The organism is Paraburkholderia sp. D15, assembly GCF_029910215.1.
In the GTDB taxonomy this organism is placed as follows: domain Bacteria; phylum Pseudomonadota; class Gammaproteobacteria; order Burkholderiales; family Burkholderiaceae; genus Paraburkholderia.
The window spans coordinates 1,794,243-1,816,011 of sequence record NZ_CP110396.1 but is presented as its reverse complement, the minus strand read 5'-3'; the positions used below and the strand labels follow the sequence as shown (position 1 = coordinate 1,816,011).

12 protein-coding genes are annotated in these 21,769 nt (G+C 63.7%); 3 read left to right on the top strand and 9 right to left on the bottom strand.

The features are described 5' to 3' along the window. Positions 1–2: 2 nt before the first annotated feature. From LFL96_RS27945 to LFL96_RS27930, 4 genes are all read right to left on the bottom strand, one after another. Positions 3–4,943: a response regulator gene (locus LFL96_RS27945; RefSeq protein WP_281003878.1), complete on the bottom strand. Its 4,941-nt coding sequence runs from the start codon at positions 4,941–4,943 to the stop codon at positions 3–5. 312 nt (positions 4,944–5,255) lie between these two features. Further along, positions 5,256–5,978 (bottom strand): PepSY-associated TM helix domain-containing protein, encoded by a 723-nt coding sequence (locus LFL96_RS27940; protein WP_281001136.1) that lies wholly within the window; start codon positions 5,976–5,978, stop codon positions 5,256–5,258. Continuing rightward, positions 5,975–6,658 (bottom strand): Fe2+-dependent dioxygenase, encoded by a 684-nt coding sequence (locus LFL96_RS27935; protein ID WP_281001135.1) that lies wholly within the window; start codon positions 6,656–6,658, stop codon positions 5,975–5,977. The genes LFL96_RS27940 and LFL96_RS27935 overlap by 4 nt, the downstream gene beginning before the upstream one ends. Positions 6,659–6,734: 76 nt before the next feature. Continuing rightward, on the bottom strand, positions 6,735–8,927 hold the full coding sequence (locus LFL96_RS27930) for a TonB-dependent siderophore receptor (protein ID WP_281001134.1): 2,193 nt from the start codon (positions 8,925–8,927) through the stop codon (positions 6,735–6,737). A 451-nt stretch (positions 8,928–9,378) separates the two neighbouring features. Between LFL96_RS27930 and LFL96_RS27925 the strand changes: the two genes are divergently transcribed. Then, the gene (locus tag LFL96_RS27925; RefSeq protein WP_281001133.1) at positions 9,379–10,374 is read left to right on the top strand and encodes an aldo/keto reductase; all 996 of its coding nucleotides are present in this window, start codon (positions 9,379–9,381) and stop codon (positions 10,372–10,374) included. 93 nt (positions 10,375–10,467) lie between these two features. Here LFL96_RS27925 and LFL96_RS27920 read toward each other — a convergent pair whose 3' ends face one another. The 4 genes from LFL96_RS27920 to LFL96_RS27905 form a co-directional block, all read right to left on the bottom strand. Beyond that, on the bottom strand, positions 10,468–11,247 hold the full coding sequence (locus LFL96_RS27920; protein ID WP_281001132.1) for an ROK family protein: 780 nt from the start codon (positions 11,245–11,247) through the stop codon (positions 10,468–10,470). A 165-nt stretch (positions 11,248–11,412) separates the two neighbouring features. Beyond that, positions 11,413–13,056, bottom strand: coding sequence for a glucose-6-phosphate dehydrogenase (gene zwf / locus LFL96_RS27915; RefSeq protein ID WP_281001131.1), 1,644 nt, complete (start codon positions 13,054–13,056; stop codon positions 11,413–11,415). Between the two features lie 195 nt (positions 13,057–13,251). Next, a complete protein-coding gene (locus tag LFL96_RS27910) occupies positions 13,252–16,086 on the bottom strand; it encodes a glucosidase (RefSeq protein ID WP_281001130.1) in 2,835 nt (944 codons plus the stop codon). A gap of 52 nt (positions 16,087–16,138) precedes the next feature. Continuing rightward, positions 16,139–18,106 (bottom strand): amylo-alpha-1,6-glucosidase, encoded by a 1,968-nt coding sequence (locus LFL96_RS27905; protein WP_281001129.1) that lies wholly within the window; start codon positions 18,104–18,106, stop codon positions 16,139–16,141. 201 nt (positions 18,107–18,307) lie between these two features. Here LFL96_RS27905 and LFL96_RS27900 point away from each other — a divergent pair, with 201 nt between their 5' ends. After that, complete coding sequence (locus tag LFL96_RS27900; protein ID WP_281001128.1) at positions 18,308–18,685, top strand: hypothetical protein; 378 nt, start codon at positions 18,308–18,310, stop codon at positions 18,683–18,685. Between the two features lie 60 nt (positions 18,686–18,745). Continuing rightward, positions 18,746–20,911 (top strand): phospholipase C, phosphocholine-specific, encoded by a 2,166-nt coding sequence (locus tag LFL96_RS27895; RefSeq protein ID WP_281001127.1) that lies wholly within the window; start codon positions 18,746–18,748, stop codon positions 20,909–20,911. Between the two features lie 119 nt (positions 20,912–21,030). Here the strand turns inward: LFL96_RS27895 and LFL96_RS27890 are convergent, their stop codons facing one another. Continuing rightward, complete coding sequence (locus LFL96_RS27890; protein WP_281001126.1) at positions 21,031–21,546, bottom strand: hypothetical protein; 516 nt, start codon at positions 21,544–21,546, stop codon at positions 21,031–21,033. Positions 21,547–21,769 lie beyond the last annotated feature (223 nt).

Genomic DNA, 21,769 nt, shown 5'->3' with positions numbered 1-21,769 from the left:
CGCTACAGCGGCGTCTTCAATGCATCGATCAGATCCAGCACTTCGTACGGCTTGCGCAGCAGCATAGCGTGAGGCAGCACTTTGCGCTGTTCCGGCGTCAGCACCAAGTCGTAGCCGGTCAGGAAGATCACGCGCAGGTCAGGCCGTTCGCCGCACACCTCCAGCGCCAGATCGACACCGGACTTTCCGCGTAGACCCACGTCGGTCAACATCACGTCGATCGCGTGTTCGCTGAGAATCCGCTTGGCCTGCGTCTCGCCATCGGCTTCGAGAATGTCGAAGTCGAACGTGCGCAGCAGATCGGCGGTGCTTTCCCGGATCATCTGGTCGTCTTCCACCAGCAGAATCCGCAGCGTCGCGGCGGGCGTGGCGAAACTGTCGGCGCCCTGCGGCGCGATCGGCGGATCGACCTGCAACAACTGCTGCTCGGCCTCGGCGATTTCGGCCGCCTGGGGATTCTGCGTCTGCAACACGTAGCGGACCTTGCGCGCCAGCGCCTCGTGCGTGTACGGCTTGCTGAGCAGCTCGATGCCTTCGTCGAGCCGTCCCGAATGCACGATCGCGTTATCGGTGTATCCCGACGTGAACAGCACCGCGATCGCGGGCAGCCGCTCGCGGGCCTTGCGCGCGAGTTCGGTGCTGCGCAGCGGACCCGGCATCACCACGTCGGTGAACAGCAGGTCGATCGGCACGCCGCTTTCGACGATCGCCAGCGCGCTCTGCGCATCTTTCGCCTTCAGCACGCGGTAGCCGAGATCGGACAGCATTTCCACCACGGTGGTCCGCACTTCCTCGTCATCCTCGACGACCAGAATGGTTTCGGTGCCGCCCTTGGCCGGACCCGGATCGACATTCGTTTCGAGATCTTCTTCCTCGCGCACGCGCGGCAGATAGATACGGATGGTCGTGCCGTGCCCTTCCTCGCTATAGATCTTCACATGGCCGCCGGACTGCTTGACGAAGCCGTACACCATGCTCAATCCCAAGCCCGTGCCCTGCCCTTCGGACTTCGTCGTGAAGAACGGCTCGAATACGCGCTCGCGCACTTCCGGCGACATGCCCGCGCCGGTATCCGTCACCGCGAGCATCACGTACTGGCCTGGCGTCACCTCGGCGTTGCGCTTCGCGTAGGCGTCGTCGAGCGCGGCGTTGCCGGCTTCGATCGTGAGACGGCCGTGGCCGCTCATCGCGTCGCGCGCATTGATCGCCAGATTGAGCAACGCGTTCTCGACCTGGAACGGGTCGACGAGCGTATTCCACAAGCCGCCCGACACGATGGTTTCGATTTCGACGCCATCCCCCAATGCCCGGCGCAACATGTCGTCGAGTCCGCGCACGAAGCGGCCGAGATTGACGACCTTCGGCGCGAGCGGCTGACGCCGCCCGAACGCCAGCAATTGCGACGCGAGGTTCGCACCGCGCGCCACGCCCGCCAGCGCATTGCGCACGCGTTGCTCGGCCTTCTCGGACCCGGCGACGTCTTTCGCCAGCAGTTGCAGATTGCCGCCGATCACTTGCAGCAGGTTGTTGAAGTCGTGTGCGACGCCGCCGGTGAGCTTGCCGATCGCTTCCATCTTCTGCGCCATGCGCAGCGCTTCCTCGGCAACCCGTAGCGCCTCGGTGGTTTCCTTGTCGGCGGTGACGTCACGGCCCACGCCATGAATACGTTCCGTGTCGGGATCGAGCGCAAGCGTCCACGCGACCCAGGCCCACGTGCCGTCGATTCGTTTGCAACGGTTTTCGTAACGCACCGGCACGCCGGTACGGCGCAGTTCCGCCAGGTGCGCCGCGACGACGTCCCTATCGTCCGGGTGCACGAAATCGACATACGAGCGCGACAGCAACCACTGTTTGTTGTGACCGAGCAAGGTGGTCCACGACGGGCTCACCCGCTGCAGACGGCCCTCGATATCGGCGACCACCAGCAGGTCTTCGCTCAACTCCCAAAGCCGGTCGCGATCCGCCACCGTCTCGATCACGCGGCGCTCCAGCGTTTCGTTCAGATCGCGCAGCGCATCCTGCGCCTTGCTGCGCTCGGCGATCTCCGATTGCGCGGCCTGATACAGGCGCGCGTTGTCGATCGCGATGGCGGCCTGCGCGGCGATACCGACCACGATGCGCTCGGCGCGCTCGGTGAACACGCCCGGTTCCGGATGACCGAAGAACAGTCCGCCGACCACCTCGCCGTTGCGCGACTGCACCGGCGCGGCCAGATAGCTGCGCACCTTCAGATGCCCTTCCGGCATCCCGCGATGCGGCGCGTTGTGTCCATAGCGCGGGTCCTGCGTAATGTCGTCGACGCGCACGATGCCCGCGCCGCTGAAGGTCGGCTCGAACACCGCCGTGTTGCGCGGCATCGGAAACTGCGAGAAGGTTTCCTTCGGCACGCCGGACAGCGTGTACAGCATGTAGCTGCCGCCCTGCTCGTCGAGCACGTTGTAGAAGAACGAACCGAAGGCGGCGCCGGTCAGCTCCGTCGCCGCGTCGGTCACGATCTGCACCGCGCGGTTCAGATCGAGTTCGGCGGCCACGGTCGAGCCGATGCGATTGAGAATTTCCAGCGTGCGCGATTCCTCGCGCAGCTTCATCTCCGTCTCGCGCCGCAAACGCGCGAGTTGCAGATTGCCCGCCACGCGGGCCAGCAACTCGCGCGCGGAAAACGGCTTGGTCAGATAGTCGTCGGCACCATGCTCGATTCCGCCGACGCGCGCCTCTTCCCCCGCCCGCGCCGACAACATCACCACCGGCGTATCGCGCAGCACCGGATCGGCACGCAACTCGCGCAGCAGACCGAAGCCGTCGAGACGCGGCATCATCACGTCGGACAGCACCAGGTCGGGTGGCGCCGCGCGCGCCGCGTCGAGCGCGGTCTGGCCGTCGGCGGCGAGCTGCACCTCGTGGCCCGCCGTGCGCAGAATGCGGCTCATGTACTGGCGCAGATCCGCGTTGTCGTCGACCACCAGCACACGCGCCACGCTCGTGGGCGTCGCGGCGGCGGCGACCGCGGTCTCGCCGTTTTCTGCGGGTCCGCCAGCTGCATCGTCATGCGCATCGCTGACGGTCAAGTCCGTAAGGATCTCGTTCTCCGGACTCCAGCGCAGCGCGGCATCGACATACGTGCGGGCGAGTTTGCTCATCGCCGCGTGCACGGCTTCGTCCTCGGTCTGCGAAAGCACCGAGCCGCGCGGCAACATCACCGTGAAGCACGCGCCTTCGCCCAGCACGCTGTCCACCTGCACCGTGCCGTTGTGCAGCTTGACCAGCTCCTGCACCATCGCGAGGCCAATGCCGCTGCCTTCGACCGAACGGCCAGGCGCGCCCGCCACGCGGTGGAAACGCTCGAACAGCCGCGGCACTTCCTCCTCGGCGATGCCGATCCCGCTGTCCCTGAAACCGATCGCGACGGCGCCGCCCTCGACGACTCGCACCGTCACGCGAATCGTGCCGAAGAACGTGAACTTGTACGCGTTCGACAGCAGATTCATCACGACCTTTTCCCACATCTCGCGATCGAGCTGCACGACCACCGGCGACGCGGGAACCTCCACCTCCAGTTTCAAGCCGGCCGCCTCGATCGCGGACTGGAACAGCGACGCGAGTTCGGCCGTGAATGCGGCGACGTCGGTAGGCTGGGTGTGAATCTGGATACGCCCCGCCTCGATCCGCGAGAAGTCCAGCAGCGCGTTGACCAGCTTCAGCAGACGCAGCCCGTTGCGATGCGTGATTTCGATCAGCGCGCGATCGTCGGTGTCACCATCAATGCCGCTGCCATTGCCAGGCTCGCTGTCGGCGACGCTCGTCTGCAGCCGCGGTTTCGCGAGCAGTTCTTCGAGCGGGCCGAGCATCAGCGTCAACGGCGTGCGGAATTCATGACTGATGTTGGAGAAGAACGTGGTCTTCGCGCGGTCCACTTCGGACAGCGCTTCCGCGCGCCGCCGCTCTTCGGCATAGGCCTGGGCGTAGCCGATCGCCGCGCCGATCTGCCCCGCCGTCAGATTCAGAAAACCGCGATAGGCCTCGTCGAACAGGCGGCAAGGATTCAGACCGGCAATCAGCACCACCGTCGGCGTCGTATCGCTGCCCGCCGATACCGGCAGCACGACGGCCTGCCCGGGCGCGATATGCCACGGGCCACGCGGCAGTTCCGTGCCGAACCGCTCCGTCAGACCGTGCACGGTCTGCGGAATCTGGCTTCTCATCACGTCGGCGACGGGCCACGCGGGGTTGTCGTTCAGGTTCATCGAAGCGGGCGCCGCCGGATGGTCCGGCGCGATGCCGCTCGCCCCGACGAGCGTGACCACGTCGCTGCCGGGTTCGGCCGCGTAGAGCAGCGCGAACGGCAAGTCGTGCGGATTGGTCTGCAACGCCCGCGCGCTCAGTTCGCACGCCTCGCGCAGGTCGCGGCCGTCGGGACTCGCGGCCGCCAGTTCCTTCAGCAGCGCCAGTTGACGTTCGCCGAGCACGCGCTGGGTGTCGTCGCTATTGGCGCAGATGATGCCGCCGGGCTCGCCGTCGTCGTCGGGAATCGGGCTGTACGAGAAGGTGTAATAGACCTCCTCGGGAAAGCCGTTGCGCTCCATGATGAGGAACTGCTGTTCGACGAAGATGCCCTCGGTACCCGTCATCGCCGTGTTCAGCAGCGGCTCGATCTCGCTCCAGATTTCGCGCCACACGACCCGCGTGGGTTGCCCCAGCGCCACCGGATGCTTGCCGCCGATGATCGATTTATACGGGTCGTTGTAAAAGTAGATCAGCTCGTCGCCCCAGCCGATCCAGATGGGCTGCCGCGACGTCAGCATGATGCGGATCGCGATCTTCAGCCCCTGCGGCCAGCTCTCGGGAGCGCCCAGCGTGGTCTGGGTCCAGTCGTAGGCGCGAATCAGCGAACCCAGCTCGCCGCCGCCGGATAGGAACGGCGGCGTGCTGCGAGGGGCGGACGGCATGTCCGACGTAAAGCTGTCCGGCTCTTTCAACACAGTCTCCTCGACGCGGGGTGGGTCGCAAACGTGCGAGCGCCGTTGCAAAAACGGTGCCCGGGATGCCGGACCGGTGCGCCAACGTGGCGCAATTCTTCTTGCGCGATTCTCGCACGCCGCAGCGCGCGGGAGGAAGTCGGGAGAGGGCGTAAATGCCTGAAGAGGCGAGGATTTTCCGCTTGCGGCGTGAGGCTGGCGTGAGGCTGGCGCGAGGTTGGCGAGGCGGGGTTCGGGACGACGCGCCGCGAAACGCGGCACGCCGGGAAAGGAGGGAAATTTTTACATCAGTCCGACGCACACCGCCGCGACGATCGAGCCGAGCACCAGCACCGCGCCGAGGGTCTTGCGCTTGTTCAGCTCGGTCCACAGCAGCACGCCGGTCAACGACAGCAGAATGATGCTGCCCGCCAGCGTATCGATCAGCAGCACCCAGCCGACGCTCAGGCCTACACCCTTGTGCAGGTTCGTCAGCATCGCGAGGAACGTGTTGTCGCTGCGCTTGACCGTCACGAAACCATTGCCGACCCAGTATTCCGCCGACGTGTTTTCATGCGGCGACGCGAAATTGAGTTGCCAGTGCTCCGGCTGCTCGACGCTGCGATCGCCCCACGCGACCGGATGCGCGGGTTCCTTCTGCACGCGTCCCGGCGTACCGGCAAGCTTCAGCTCGTGCTTGAGCCACTTGCCCAGCTCGCGCGGCGTTTCCGGCGCGGGTTGCGGCAGCGGCACCTGCATCGTCGAGACTTGCGGCTCGCCGGTGGAAATGCGCAACGGACCGCCGCGATGGTTCAGCAGAAATCCGGTCGTACCGAACAGCAGCCCCAGCGCCGCGCCCCACAAGCCGATCCAGCCGTGCACCTTGCGCAGCCATTTGACGAAGGTGGCGCGGCGCGAGCGCTGCTGACGGGCCTTCAGTTCGCCGCCGTCGAGCCGCTGCGGCGCACGGCTGGCGGTATCGATTTCCGCCACGGGTTGAAGGTCGATTGCCTCGGGTACGCTCACGTTTCGCTCCAGGTTCGCAACAGATTGTGATAACAGCCGACGAGGCTGCGGCGCGCGGCGTCGTCGGCGTGGGTGGCATTCAGACGCTGAATCGCGGTGTCCATGTCGAACAGCAACGCGCGTTGGGCGTCGCTGCGCACCAGGCTTTGCACCCAGAAGAAACTCGCCAGCCGGGCGCCGCGCGTCACCGGCGTCACCTGATGCAGGCTGGTGGCCGGATAGACGATCATGTCGCCGGCCGGCAGCTTGACCTGCTGCACGCCGTAGGTGTCCTCTATCACGAGTTCGCCGCCGTCGTATTCGCCGGGCTCGGAGATGAACAGCGTCACCGACACATCGGTGCGCAGTTTCACGCCGTTGGGCAACACCCGCACCGCGCCGTCGACGTGACTGCCGAAGGTCATGCCGCTCTCGTAGCGATTGAAGAGCGGCGGGTAGGCCTGATTCGGCAGCACCGCGCTGATAAACAGCGGATGCCGTTCGACCGCCGCCAGAATCACGTCGCCGAGTTCACGCGCAATCGGCGAATGCTCGGCGATCTGCTGATTGCGCTTGACCGGCGCGCCCTGATAGCCGGCCGTCGCACGGCCGTCGACCCAGGCGTCGCCGGCGCTGTCGAGCCGCTCGCGCACGAAGCGCAACTGCTCGGCGTTCAGTACCTTCGGAATCTGCAGCAACATAGGGTGGTTTTCCTTTCGCGGGGCTTGCCGTTTCCGACAAAAAAACGGCAAGCCTACCGCAACCGCTCGACTGACATCAGAAGCGGTAGTCGAACGTGGCCAGCAGTGTGCGGCCGATACCCGGCACCGAGCGTCCGCCGTCCGATTGGATCAGGCCGTCGTAGTACTGCTTGTTGGTCAGGTTCAACAGGTTCAGACGCACGTCGTATTTCTTGGCGTGGTACGCGGCGGTCGCGTCCCAGCGCGTGTAGCCCGGCACTTCGACATAGTTCGTGTTCGACGCGTAGCGCGGCGACATGTAGGTCGGGCCGCCGCCGATTTCCCAGTGCGGCGTGATCGCGTACGTGGTCCACAGCGTCAACGTATTGCGCGGCGTGTTGGCCGGCGTGTGACCCTGCGTGCCGTCCAGCGCCTTCAGCACGACGGCATCCATGTACGTATAGCCGCCGAAAATCTGCCACTTGTCCGTGATGTGACCCGTGACCCCGGCCTGGAAACCGTCCACGCGAATATCGCCGTCGAGTTCGTATTCGGTCGGCGAGACCTGCGTGCGCGCATTGGTCATTTCCTCGCGGAAAAACGCCGAATTCACCGACAGATTGCCGCCGAGCAGATCCCACTTGCCGCCCACTTCGTACGACTTGGTGGACTCCGGTGCGAGATTCTGCGTCAGGTTCGTGACAGTCAATGCTTCGAGCGACGGGTCGAACGACGTGCCGTACGACACGTAATACGACTGCCAGTCGGTCGGCTGATAGATCACGCCGGCACGAACGCTGGTGAAGAAGTTGGTCTGGCTCGCGTAGCCGGGCAAGCTGATCGTGTTGTTGATCTGCGCCTGAAAACGATCCCAGCGCAAACCGCCGATCACTTTCCAGTGCTGGTTGAGCGACACGGTGTCGTTCAGGTACGCGGCGATTTCGTTCGAGCCGGAATTCGCGTAGTTGCCGACCGTCGTGGTCACCCCGGCCGGCGACGACAGATACGCCGGGTTCAGCATCGACACGACCGGCAGGTTGTTGCGCGTGTATGCCTGATTCGAGTAGCTGTCGTGACCGAGCTCGACACCCGCGATCAGGTCGTGCTTGACCGGACCGGTGTTGAATTTGTATTCGAGCATCGTGTCGTTGTACAGCGAATGGTTTTCGATCACGCGGTCGTGGCTCTGCAGCTTGATGAACAGTTGCGACGGCGACAGGGTCGTGAAATTGCCGTTGACCAACGCGGTGCTGCTGGCGAGCGGCCCCGTCAGCACCGATTGCGGCGCGGTTTCGCGCGCGTCGGTCATCGAGTGCGAGAACTGCGTCTGGTTGGTCAGCGTGAGCGAGTCGGAGAACTTGTGCTTGATCGCCGCGGTGAAGGTCTGCACGTCCTGGATCGTGCGGTCGGTGGTCAGGCCGTAGAAGGTGTTCTTCGGCACCGGCGAGGGCCGGCCGTTCAACGCCTGCACGCCGTAGTCGGGCATGTCGTCGTTGTGCTGGATCAGCGCGGAGAGCGTTACTTCGGTCGGCGTGCCGATACCGAAACGCACTTCCGGCGCGATGCCGTAGTCCTTGTTCTTCATCACGTCGCGCGTCGAGCCGAGGCTTTGGCCGAAGGCGTTCAGGCGGATCGCGGCGGTGTCGGTGAGCTTATGGTTCACGTCGACGGTGCTGCGGTAACGGTCGTCGGTCCCGACCATTTCGCTGATTTCCGCCGAGTCCTTCAGGTTCGCCTTCTTGCTGACCTGGTTGATCACGCCGCCGGTCGAGCCGCGGCCGAACAGCATCGACGACGGGCCGTACAGCACTTCGAGTTCTTCGAGGTCGAAGGTGTCGCGATAGTACTGGTTGCGGTCGCGGAAGCCGTCCAGATAGATGTCGTTCTGCGCGGTGAAGCCGCGCAGGTTGATGTTGTTGCCGATCTGCCCGCCCTCGGCGCCGCCGATCGTCACGCCCGGCGCATTGCGCAGCGCGTCCTGGAACGACGTCGCGCCTTGCGAGGACAACAGATCCTTGTTGATCACCGTGACGGTTTGCGGGATGTCGCGCAGCGCCGTGGGCGTCTTCGCGCCGACATTCGATTTTTCCGCCTGGAAGTCTTGCTGCTCGGCTTGCGCCGACACGCCGATGGTCGGCAGGGTCGCGTTGTCGGCCGTCTTGCCCGCCGTGTTCTTATCGGCCGACGACTGCGCGGTGCTTTGCACGGCGGTCTGCGCGACGGCCGGCGTCGCGAACGGAATGGCAAAAGCTAGCGCTAACGCGGTCGCAAGCGGCGTGTGATTGAGCATGGAAATCCCGTCGAAGGTGCACTTGTCCGGCTCGCATGTCTGCGCATGCGATTACTGACGAAGCTGCATTGGCTGGCTGCCGCTCTCTTGCGTGGAGCAAAGACGACGGGTTGGCTGGCTGATGATTAAATGAGAATCGCTATCATTCCATATGCATAAAGACGCTTCAACGGCGGCAAAGCTTACTCGCTGTAATTGGATTGTTTCGGCGTTTTACGAACGAAGGCTTATTGTAATTTTCAATTCAATTTCCTTTTGCATTTATTACTTATTTGTAATGTTCAGACAAGGCTGAGGCCGCTCCGGCCGATTTCACCGGCATGAATAACGCCGCTCAAATCTTTCAAATAAATAACGAATGCCGAGCCAGACCGCCGACAAAAAATTCCGGCAGCGTTTATCCTTTTTGCAACACCTGTTGTCACCATCCTGCCCAACTTCGGAGTTGACCATGCAATACCGCCAATTCGGCCGTACCGGCCTGAGCGTTTCGCGACTGTGTCTCGGCACGATGACCTTCGGCTTGCAGACGGAAGAGGACGCATCGCGGCGCATTCTCGATACGGCCGCCGACGCCGGCGTGAATTTCATCGATACCGCCAACGTCTATCCGCTCGGCGGCGGCGAGGATCTGGCCGGACGCACGGAGGAAATCGTCGGGCGCTGGCTGAAGGGCAAGCGCGATCGCTTCATCCTCGCGACCAAGGCGGTCGGCAAGATGGGGCCTTCGGCATGGGATCAGGGTGCGTCGCGCAAACATCTGCTGGACGCGATCGACGCATCGCTGCGCCGGCTCGGCACGGATTACGTGGACCTCTACCAGCTCCATTCCGATGACGCGAACACGCCGCTCGACGAAACGCTCGAAGCGTTGGACACGATCGTGCGATCGGGGAAAGCGCGCTATGTCGGTGTGTCGAACTTTCTCGCGTACCGTCTGGCGCGCGCCCTGGGTCGCGCCGACGTGTTGCGCGTCGCGCGCTTCGTGTCGGTGCAGCCGCGCTACAACCTGCTGTTCCGCCAGATCGAACGCGAATTGCTGCCGCTCGCCGCGGAAGAACAGTTGGCCGTGATTCCCTACAACCCGCTCGCGGGTGGCTTGCTGACCGGCAAGCACAAGCTCGACGCAACGCCGGCCGAGGGACGCTTCACCGAAACGGTCGGCAAGGCGGGCGCGATGTATCAGGCGCGTTACTGGCACCAGCGCGAGTTCGAAACGATCGAACGCCTGAAGGCGATCGTGGCGCCGACCGGCGAATCGTTGACACGCGTGTCGCTCGCGTGGGTGATGGCGAATCCGGCGATTACGTCGGCGATTATCGGCGCGAGCCGCGCCGAGCAGTTGACCGATACGCTCGCGGCCGCCGAGTTCGTGCTCGATCCGCAGATCAAGACGCAACTCGACGACGCGAGCGTCGACTATCGCTGGGGTGACGCGGCGCGGTAAGCGTTTGAGCGCCAGGCGAAGCGGTGAGCAACGCCGCCTCGCCTCGCATTCGTACGCGCTGGTCGGGGCACCTGCCGCGCACCACCCCGGGGCTTACTTGAACTTGCCCGTGCGAGCAGTTGCTTCGGGCAGTTGCCGCGTGTCGCGCAACGAACGCGGATGCCACAGACGTGCGCCGCCTTCGATGCCCGCATCGTTCGACACGGTCGCCACGTTGGCCGGCAAATCGAACGTCAGGCGCGCGGCATTGCCGCCGCCGATCCACAGCTTGTCGTAATTCACGAGCGCACTGAGAATCTCGATCACTTTCTGCACGCGCTTGTTCCAGCGTTTGTTGCCGGCTTTCTCGCGCGCCGCGTCGCCGATGTATTCGTCGTACGCAACGCCTTTCTTGCTGACCGGATGGTGCGCGAGTTCCAGATGCGGCATCAGCTCGCCGTCGCGGAATAGGGCCGTGCCCGCGCCCGTACCGAGCGTCAGCACGAATTCGAGACCATGCCCCTCGATCGCGGCGAAGCCCTGCATTTCCGCGTCGTTGATCATGCGGACCGGCAAACCGCCGAGGCGCTGCGCCAGTTCATCCGCGAGCGGAATGTCGTGCCATCCCTCCACGCCGAAGTGCGGCGCGGTCAGGATGCGGTTGTTGCGCACCACGCCGGGAAAGCCGATCGACATCAACGTGGCCGGCTCCTTCTCGACCAGCGGCTCGACCAGTTTCGCGAGCGCATCCACCAGCTGATCCGGCGTGCACGGATGCGGCGTCGGTACCCGCAGGCGCTCGGTCTTCATCTGACCGTCCGCGTCGATGATCGCCGCTTTCAGACCCGTGCCGCCGACGTCGATCGCCAGAATCCGCTCGGTGCTGCTCTGCACTTTCGCGTTGCGTGGCGCGCTTTTGGCGCTTTTGGCGCTTTTCGTGCCGTTCGTGCTTTTGGCGGCTCTGGTGCTTGCCGGGCTTTTGGTGCCTGTTTTGCTTGCCTTGCTCGTTTGACGTGTTGCCACGGTATCCCCCCGATAGTGTGAGTGCGCGTGATGGAGTTACTTCTTCTCGACAGGGTCCTGCTTCAACGGCCGCCATGCGTGACCGTCGCGCGCGAGCAGCGCGTCCGCTTCCGCGGGGCCTTCGCTGCCGGCCGCATAACCGTGCACCGGTTGCGCGCCACCGTGCTTCGGATGCAGCACGTCGTCCACGGCGGCCCAACTCGTTTCGATGCTGTCGGCGCGCTGAAACAGCGTCTCGTCGCCAAGCATGCAGTCGTAGAGCAAGGTTTCGTAGCCGACGTTCGCGCGTTCCGCGAAGAAGTCCGCATAGTCGAACGACGATTGCACCGCGCCGACCTGCATCACCGGCCCCGGCGTTTTCACGTTGAAGTCGAAGCTCGTGCCGTGCGCGGGATCGATGCGCAGCGTCAACACGTTCGGCGTGAGCGCGTCGACGGGCGTGTCGCGAAACAGGCGGAACGGCACGGGCTTTAGCTGCACCGAGATTTCCGTGCGACGCGCGGCGAGCCGCTTGCCGGTGCGCAGATAGAACGGCACGCCGGCCCAGCGCCAGTTCTCGACGAACACACGCGCGGCGGCGTAGGTTTCCGTGGTGCTGTCCGGCGCCACATCCGGTTCCTCGCGATAGCCGACGCCCGCCGGACCTTTCTCGTACTGACCGAACACCACGTCATCCGCGGTCAGCGGCTGGATCGCGTGCATGATGTCGGCCTTCTTGTCGCGCACGGCTTCGGCATCGAACGAATTGGGCGGCTCCATGGCGACCATGCCGAGCAACTGGAAGAGATGGTTCGGCAGCATGTCGCGGAACGCGCCGGTCTGCTCGTAGAACTTGCCGCGCCCTTCCACGCCGATGGTTTCCGCCGCCGTTATCTGCACGCTGTCGATATACTCGCGCCGCCAGATCGGCTCGAACAGCGCATTCGCGAAGCGCACCGCGAGAATGCTCTGCACGGTGTCCTTGCCGAGAAAGTGATCGATGCGGTACACCTGCGATTCCTTCGCATACGACAGGATGTGCGCGTTCAGATCCTGCGCCGACGCGAGATCGGTACCGAACGGTTTCTCGACCACGATGCGGCGGAAACACCCACCGTCGCCCTCGCCTTCCTTCAACAACCCCGCCTTGCCAAGACGCTCGACGATCGGTTTGAAGAAGTGCGAGCTGACCGCGAGATAGAAAATGACGTTGCCGCCTTGCGCCTGATCGAGCTTCTGCTTGAGCTTCGTGAACACATCGTCGGTTTCGAATTCGCCGGCCATGTATTCGAGGCGTTGCGCGACCCAGTCCCACGCCTTGTCGTCGAGCTTGCCGGCGTGGAAGGTGCTGGCCTTGTCGGCGGCGAACTGTTCGAGCGACTTGTGCAGATCGTCGCGCCACACGCTCGTCTCGCGCTCGCCGTGATTCACGCCGACGATCTTCATGCCGTCGTCGAGCAGGCCATCGACGGCGAGGTTGTACAGCGCGGGCATGAGCAGACGCTTGGTCAGATCGCCGCCCGCGCCGAAGATCACCAGCGTGCAGGGCGGCGCCGGCCGCTTGCCGGCCGGCGAAGCGGGCGCGGACGACGTGGTGCGTTCGTGCGGACTCACGCTGACCTTGCAGCTGGGTTCGGCCGCAGTGGCATCGGTGGCATCGGTGGGACGGTTGGAAGCGGTGGTATTCGGTGTAGTCGACATGGGATTCACTCAGGAAGCCAATGGAACGGACGTGGCGGTTTATGAAAGACCACGCTTGAAGCCACACAGTTCAAAAACGATCCCCGTTACCTCGTTATCTCGCTGCCAAGTGTTGCTGACAGGGATTTTTGTAGGGCTTATGTAACCTCCTCAGCCCCTGGTTCGCCTGCGGCCCACGGCTTGCTACCACCGACGCTATTTCGTCACCGCCGTCACGAGCGCGGGTGCGGGATCCACCGCCGCGACAGGCGCGGCCTCCGTTGCCGGCGCCGGCGCCGCAGCTTGCGTGCTCGCCGCATTCGGCGCGGTCGGAATCGGCGCCGTGTCGCTCTCGCCTGTCATCGGCACGCTGCCCGACGCGCCCATCGCGCGCGGCTGCAACAGCAATGCGACGAGCCCCGTCCAGCCGGTCTGATGCGACGCGCCCACGCCGCGCCCGTCGTCGCCATGGAAATACTCGTGGAACAGCACCAGGTCGCGCGAACGCGGGTCGGCCTGCAACAGCGGATACGCGCCCATCACCGGACGCTCGCCGTCCTTGTTCTTGAGGAACAACGTGGTGCAGCGGCGCGCGAGTTCATCCGCGATTTCGCTGAGCGAGAACTTCTGGCCCGAACCGGTCGGATATTCGACACGGAAATCGTCGCCGTAATAGCGATGAAATTCGTACAGCGATTCGATCAGCAGATAGTTGACGGGCATCCACACCGGCCCGCGCCAGTTAGAATTGCCGCCGAATACACGCGAGTCGGACTCGGCCGGCAGATACTTGACCGTGAAACTGTCGCCGTTGTGGCGGAACACGAACGGCTCGTCGCGATGCACGCGCGACAGCGCCCGCACGCCGTGATCGGACAGGAACTCGCTTTCGTCGAGCGCGCGCCGCAGCAGCGCTTTCATTCGATGCCCGCGCAACAGCGAAAGCAGCAACGCATTGCCCTTGCCCGGTTCGTTCCAGCGCGACACCAGCCGCGCGAGATCCGGACGATGTTCGAGGAACCACGTGAGGCGCTCGCGCAAACCCGGCAAGCCGCCATGCAGACGATGTTCGAGCACGTGCACCGCGAACAGCGGAATCAGCCCGACGATCGAGCGCACCCGCATCGGAATGTTGGTACCGTCGGGCAGACGCAGCTTGTCGTAGAAGAACTCGTCTTGCGTATCCCACAGCCCCGTGTCGCAATCGTCGTCGCAACTCACGGCTTCGGCGATGTACAGGAAATGCTCGAAGAACTTCACGCCGATATCGACGAATACGTGATTCGCGTACGCGAGTTCCAGCGCGATCCGCATCAGGTCGAGCGCATATGCGGCCATCCATGCGGTGCCGTCGGCCTGGTCGATATGGCCACCGGTGGGCAGCGGCGACGAGCGATCGAAAATACCGACGTTGTCGAGTCCGAGAAAGCCACCCTGGAAAATATTGCGGCCGTCCGCGTCCTTGCGGTTGACCCACCACGAGAAATTCAGCAGCAGCTTGTGGAACACGAGTTCGAGAAAATCGCGATCCGCCTTGCCGGTCAGCGCCCGGTCGATCTCATAGACGCGCCACGCGGCCCATGCATGAACGGGCGGATTGGCATCGCCCAGCGCCCACTCGTAGGCAGGCATCTGGCCATTGGGATGCTGATAGCGGTCCTTCACCAGCAGTAGCAATTGGCGCTTGGCAAACGCCGGATCGATCAATGCGAACGCCGCGGCATGAAACGCGAGATCCCACGACGCGTACCACGGATACTCCCACTTGTCGGGCATCGATACGATGTCCGCGTTGCACAGATGCCGCCAGTCCGCGTTGCGGCCATGCTTGCGGCTCTCGGGCGGCGGCGGTTGCAGCGGGTCGCCTTCCAGCCAGCGCTGCACGTCGTACTGGTAGTACTGCTTCGACCACAGCATGCCGGCGAGCGCCTGGCGTTGCACAAGGCGCGCGTCCGGATCGGCGATCTCGTGCTGCAGCGCGCCGTAGAACTCGTCGGCCTCGGCAAGACGGCGCGCGAAGAGCGCGTCCGCGTCGAGCGGGGTGTCGTCGGGTGTCGATTGCAGACGCCAGCGCAGGTACACCACCGCTCGCCCATGCGGCCCGAGTTCGATCGCGGCATGCGCGGCCGCCTTCGTGCCTTTGTCGCGGCGTACAGCCTGCTCGTCGCCGTGCACGAGGTAATCGTTGAAGCCGTCCTTGAACGGGCCTGTGCCGTCCATGTTGAACAGACGCTTCACGTTGGTGTCGTTCTCGCAGAACAGCCAGTTCACCGACGGCGCGTCTTTCGACCAGGCGGTCACGACGATCGGTTCGTGACCGTGCTGATGACCGAGCAATTGCACGTTGCCGTCATGGTCCGTGGCGGCGGTCAGCGACGGCTTGTCCTTGTTCTCTTTCCACGACCACGAATTGCGCGCCCAGATCTGCGGCAGCACGTCGAGCGAAGCGGCCTCGTCCGCGCGGTTTTCGATCGTCACGCGCATCAGGATGTCGTCGGGCGTGTGCTTCGCGTATTCCACCTGAACGTCGAAATAGCGCGAATCGTCGAACACGCCCGTGTCGAGCACTTCGTACTCCGCCATGTCGCTGCCGCGGCGCGCGTTCTCCTGAACGAGGTCTTCGTAGGGATAGGCGGCGTGCGGGTACTTGTAGAGCATTCGCATGTACGAATGCGTGGGCGTACCGTCGAGATAGAAGTACAGCTCCTTCACGTCCTCGCCGTGATTGCCCTGGGCGTTCGTGAGACCGAACAGGCGTTCCTTGAGGATGGGGTCCTTGCGGTTCCACAGCGCGAGCGACACGCACCAGCTCAGTTTGTCGTCGCCGAAACCGGCGATGCCGTCTTCGCCCCAGCGGTATGCGCGGCTACGCGCGTGATCGTGCGGGAACGAGTCCCATGCGGTGCCGCCCGGACTGTAGTCTTCGCGCACCGTGCCCCATTGCCGCTCGCTGAGGTACGGCCCCCAGCGCTGCCAGTGGGCACAGTCGGCCGAATGCAGGCGTGAGCCTTCGAGGGTAGCGAGCACATTGGCAGCACGCAGCGGTGGCATGACTTCCGTCCTTGCAGCAGGCTTGGCAGCGGGACACACATCGTAGCGCGGTTTACGCCGCAATGGGCCTCAGGCGCGCAAGCAGTCGTTCGAGCCGCAGCAGTTCGCCGAGCGACCACGCCTGAAACGGCGTGCCGGCCGGCGCGTGAGGCGCGTCGCCGTCGGCGATTTCGGATAGATGGTCGAGCCCGGCACGGTCGAGTTGCGCGTACAGCGGAGCCAGAAAACGCGTGCGCGCCTCGTCGCAGGTTTCTGCTGCACTGCCATGAACCCGCAGCCAGCCTTCCACAAATGGCCCCAGCAACCACGGCCATACGGTGCCCTGGTGATAGGCGCCGTCGCGTGCGAGTGGCGGACCGCCGTAGTGCCCGCGATAGGCAGGATCGGACGGCGCCAGCGTTCGCAAGCCAGACGGCGTGAGCAACTGCGCTTCGACCTGATCGAGTACTGCGCGAGCCGCATCGCCTTCCAGTAACGGAAACGGCAGGCCGCCGATCGCGAAGATCTGATTCGGGCGGATCGCGCGATCTATCGTGCCGGCGACGTGATCGACATCGACGTTATCGAACAGCGCCTGCGTGGCCGGGTCGACGAAGCGTTCCTTGAACGCTTGCAGCGCGGTTTGCGCGGGCTGCTGCCATTGCGTATTCCAGCTTGCTGCAATGCGCAAAGCGTTAATCCAGAGCGCCTGCACTTCGACCGGTTTTCCGATGCGCGGCGTCACCACCCAGTCGCCGACTTTCGCATCCATCCACGTGAGCTGCACGCCGGGAACGCCCGCGCGCAACAGACCGTCTTGCGCGGACGCCTGAATGTTGAAGCGGGTGCCGCGCGTGTAGCCGGCGAGGATCGCCTCCACGGCCTGCTGCAGACGCTGACGTGTGGCGTCGCTCGCATGGCCCGAGGCGAGATAGTCGTGCACGGCGACGACGAACCATAGCGATGCATCGACCGAGTTGTATTCCGGCGCGTCGCCATAGTCGGGGAAACGGTTCGGCAGCATGCCCTCGGACAGCGTGTCCGACCATTCGAGCAGGATCGCCTCGGCTTCGTCGAGGCGCCCCGACGCGATCAGCAGGCCGCGCATCGAGATGAACGTGTCGCGGCCCCAGTCGGTGAACCACGGGAAGCCCGCGAGTATCGTGCGGCCTTGATTGCGCGCGACGATGTAGGCGTCCGCGGAACGTTGCAGACGCGAGCCCAACGCGACGCGGCGCTGTTGTTCGGCAAGCGCGAGGGCGGCGGCACGAGTCGCGGCATTCGATGATTGCGCGTTACCCGACGCGCTCAGGATCATGACCGCTTCGCCACGCGCGAGGTCGAAGCTGAAGACACCAGGCGTCGCGAGATCTTCGCTGAAATCCAGACCACGTTCCTGCTCGCGTGCGTAGCAGAAGTTCCGGTACCAATCGGGCGCATGCGTGTATGCGCCGTTCGTCGACGCGTGAATAGCAGGAACGTCGCCATACGGCTGCCAGCTGGCGCACGTCAGATCGTCGCTGGTTCGCGCGTTGAAGTTGAACGCGGGGTTCTCGTGATGCAGTGCGTGGTAGTCGCGGCCCGAAAGCAGCGGACGGACTTTCAGTACCGGCGCAGTCGTTTCTTCCGCGTTTGTTTGCGCACGGTCGAGCCGCCATCGCAGCACCGTCTCGCAGGTGGCCTTGCTCACGAACACTTCCGCCGTGATCGTGGTGTGCGTACCGAGCGCAAAACGCCACGTCGGCCAAGGCGTGGTATCGAATGCGAGAAGCCGCGCGGTCAGGTCCGGATAGATCACGTCCGGCACATAACGTTGCATGCTCAACGGCACGCGCTCGCCGTTCGCTTCGACCCATGCCTCCAGGCCATTGACCAGCACCATGCGTCCACCGGGCGGACGCGTCGCCGACAGCAGCAGCGCGTGATAACGACGCGTGCGTAGCGTGCCCACGGTGCCGGACGCAAAACCACCGAAGCCGTCCGCTTCCAGCCATTCGTCTTCGAGACGCGTGATGTCGATGGGTCGTTCGATACGTGTCATGGATCAACCGGTTGCGTGGAACATCGAGTTGTCGAGGCATGAAGGGTATGGCGTTGGCGTGACCATTGTCCTTCTTTTTACTTTCCCATTCCTTTCGTCGAACCAACGTATTCGCGCAAGTTTTACCACTCGCAAACGTTTCACAATTATTTCTTGAAAGGATTAGAGACTGCATCCGCTTTCACGAAACTGGACGCAGACATGAAAACGAGAGACACGAGCTTCACTGGAAGCGCGAGCGTCGTTCTGCTTGCGATAGCAACAGCCGCGACGTTCGCCACGTTAGCGTTGAGCGGCTGCGGTGCCGACGATTCCACTTCGAATGCGCGCCCCTCGTCGTCTTCGACTGGCATGACTGCGGCCAACGGCGACATGCAGCAGCGTGCCGCCGCCATGTCCGCAACGCCAATCCTCAACCCATCCTCAACGATCGTGGCCAATCCGGTCACGGCCAGCGCGTCTTCCGCCGCCGCCTCCGATCCGATCGTCGAGAACATGCAGGCCAGTCTCGCTGCCGACAACCAGCAGGTCGCGCCGGTGATGCGTTACGCGCCCGGCGACAGCGCCACCAGCAACTGACCCGATTCCCCCGGCGCGCGAGGCGCGCTACGCTTTCCTCCCCGCAGAAGGTGATATTCGATGACTTCAACTAGCCGTCGCCGTTTCCTGCAGACCGTTGCAAGCTCCGCCGGCGCTGCCGCCGCCATGACCGCGCTGCCCGAGTCGATCCGCAATGCACTGGCCGTCCCCGCGTTTTCGCGCACGGGCACGATCCGCGATGTCGAGCACATCGTCGTGTTCATGCAGGAGAACCGTTCGTTCGACCATTACTTCGGCCATCTGCGCGGCGTGCGCGGATACAACGACCGCTTCCCGATTCCGCTGCCGGGCGGCAAGCCGGTGTGGTATCAACCGTCGAAGGAAGATCCGACCAAACCGGTGCTGCCGTTCCATCTGAACACCGCGACCACCAGCGCGCAATGCGTCGGCGATCTCGATCACACCTGGTACAAGACCCATGCCGCGATCGACGGCGGCCGCTACGACCAGTGGCCGGCCAACAAGACCGACATGACGATGGGCTACCACCTGCGCAGCGACATTCCGTTTCACTACGCGCTGGCCGACGCCTTCACCATTTGCGACGCGTACTTCTGCTCGCTGCCCGGCCCCACGCACCCGAACCGTTCGTATCTGATGACCGGCATGGTCGATCCGACCGGCACGATGGGCGGCCCGCTGCTCGACAACAACGATTACGTCGACGGCGACGGGCCGCCGAATTACCAGTTGCTGTCGTGGACCACGTATCCGGAGCGTCTGCAGGCCGCGGGCATTTCGTGGCAGGTGTATCAGCAGGGGCTGACCGGCGACGATCCGCTGAATGGCAACTACGGCACCAACATCCTGCAGAATTTCGCCAACTACATCAACGCGCAGCCGGGTTCGCCGCTGTATCAGCGCGCGCAGACCGTGCGCACCATCGACGATCTGAAGGCCGATGTGCTGGCGAATCAGTTGCCGCAAGTGTCGTGGTTGTGCCCGCCGGCCGCCTATTCCGAGCATCCGAGTTATACGCCGGCTTACGGCGCCGAGTACACGTCGCAGATTCTCGATGCGTTGACGTCGAATCCCGAGGTGTGGAGCAAAACCGTGTTGTTCATCATGTACGACGAGAACGACGGCTTCTTCGATCACCTCGTGCCGCCGCAACCGGCGACGACGGCGGCGCAGGGTCAGTCGACGGTTAGCACCGACGGCGAAATCCACACCGTGGTCAATCCGTTGCGCGGCGGCAGCTACACGGCGGACGGTCTGCCGTACGGCCTCGGCCCGCGCGTGCCGATGACGATCGTGTCGCCGTGGAGCAAGGGCGGCTTCGTGTGCTCGCAGGTGTTCGATCACACGTCGGTGATTCGCTTCATCGAAACGCGTTTCGGCGTGTACGAGCCGAACATCACGGCGTGGCGCCGCGCGGTGTGCGGCGATCTGACGACCGCATTCGACTTCCGCACGCCGGACTCGAAGGTGCCACCGCTGCCCGATACGAGCAACTACAAGAGCATCGCGGACAACCAGTGCGCGACGCAGCCGAAGCCAACCGTGCCGACGACGCCCGGCGCGATCGATCCGCAGGAAAGCGGCATTCGCTTCGCGCGTGCGTTGCCGTATGAGTTGCATGTGAATGGCCATGCGGACGCGAAGAAGAACACGTTCGATATTGCCATCGGCAATACCGGCGAACAGGGTGCGCATTTCTACGTGTACTCGACGAACCGCGCGGATGGTCCGTGGCGTTACACGGTGGAGGCTGGCAAGTCGCTGAAGGAGACGTTCGATCTGACGTCGACGGATGGCGTGTACGCGTTCGAGGTGTTCGGGCCGAATGGGTTCGTGCGCAAGTTCGCGGGCAATGCGCAGGTGGCGGCGAAGCAGACGTCGGCGGCATCGCAGGTGGCGGGTTGGGGCGGGCATGGCGGCAAGCCGGCGCAACCCGAGGTGAAGGTGCAATACGACGTGGCGAACGGCAACGTGTTCCTGAAGTTCAGCAACAACGGCGGCGGCGTGGCGCGCTTGACGGTGACCGACAACGCATACGGTGCGCGTGTGCGTCCGGTGTTCGTGCCGGCCGGGTCGCCTGTCGAGGAAGCGTGGGTGCTGGCGTCGAGCCACCACTGGTACGACTTGACGGTGACCGATAACGACGACGCGAGCTTCTCGCGCCGCTTCGCGGGACACGTCGAGAATGGCCGGCCGAGTATCAGCGATCCGGCGGCGGTGGCGCCGGTGCTGGTGGTGAATTGAGGGTTTGAATTAATGCAGTGAGGGCTCCGGATGTTGAACAGAGCCTTTCTTTTTTCTGCCGAGGTTTGCATGGACGAAGAGGCGCGAATTCGCGCCTCTTTGTTTTTGTGGGCTATCGACTATGGCTCAACTCGAAAGCGCTCCGGCGGAGAGTGGAAGAACGGATAAAAACTTCTGGCACATTCCATGATGTCGGGCGGCCCGTAAAGTACACCTGTTCCCCACGATCTGTCGCCAAAGGCAATCCAGTCTCCCGGCAGGGGCATCACGACGTAGTGTTCCGAATTGACTCCGAGTGCGTCTGCAAGGCTACCGCCTGGATCCTTCAACAAAAATTCGAAGAACTCTTCATCAGTATGATTGGCCCGCTGTATAAAACCAGGGTACTTGCCGAAGTGGAAGTGAAAGTAGTTAAACGGGTCTGGTTTCATGACCAGCGTGGCGAAGTCGCTCGATCCTTTGAAGGCAAGTAAATGGCGTATGAGCTCGAAGAACTTTTGCGTCTGGAGATCGATCGAGTCGAAAAAGAGCAAGTCCTCGAGCGGCATAGTACGAAGCAGATCGAGGCTCTTTTTTGCACGCGTCCAAAGCGGTGCGAACTCTGAGCGCTCGTGGATGAAGTCGATTGGCGTCATTTCGGCAGTCGGATCTTGAGGGTCGGGCGGCGCGCGCCTGCAACGCCGTCCTCCCAAATCTCAATGAGCAATCTTGAAGGTTTTTGGTGGTTGTACGAGATCACGGGCCAGTCGCCTACGTGCAAAGTCATTGACTTCCGGTGTGCTCGAAAAAATCGCGGTCTCGCGCGAATGGGCGAACGTAAGCAGATCTCGTACGACCTGGTAGTAGTGGCTGAATCGA

Coding starts and splice junctions, on each gene's coding strand:
- LFL96_RS27930 (WP_281001134.1), bottom strand. CDS start 8,927: ATGCTCAATCACACGCCGCTTGCGACCGCGTTAGCGCTAGCTTTTGCC.
- LFL96_RS27925 (WP_281001133.1), top strand. CDS start 9,379: ATGCAATACCGCCAATTCGGCCGTACCGGCCTGAGCGTTTCGCGACTG.
- zwf (WP_281001131.1), bottom strand. CDS start 13,056: ATGTCGACTACACCGAATACCACCGCTTCCAACCGTCCCACCGATGCC.
- LFL96_RS27905 (WP_281001129.1), bottom strand. CDS start 18,106: ATGACACGTATCGAACGACCCATCGACATCACGCGTCTCGAAGACGAA.
- LFL96_RS27895 (WP_281001127.1), top strand. CDS start 18,746: ATGACTTCAACTAGCCGTCGCCGTTTCCTGCAGACCGTTGCAAGCTCC.
- LFL96_RS27910 (WP_281001130.1), bottom strand. CDS start 16,086: ATGCCACCGCTGCGTGCTGCCAATGTGCTCGCTACCCTCGAAGGCTCA.
- LFL96_RS27935 (WP_281001135.1), bottom strand. CDS start 6,658: ATGTTGCTGCAGATTCCGAAGGTACTGAACGCCGAGCAGTTGCGCTTC.
- LFL96_RS27900 (WP_281001128.1), top strand. CDS start 18,308: ATGAAAACGAGAGACACGAGCTTCACTGGAAGCGCGAGCGTCGTTCTG.
- LFL96_RS27945 (WP_281003878.1), bottom strand. CDS start 4,943: ATGCCGTCCGCCCCTCGCAGCACGCCGCCGTTCCTATCCGGCGGCGGC.
- LFL96_RS27890 (WP_281001126.1), bottom strand. CDS start 21,546: ATGACGCCAATCGACTTCATCCACGAGCGCTCAGAGTTCGCACCGCTT.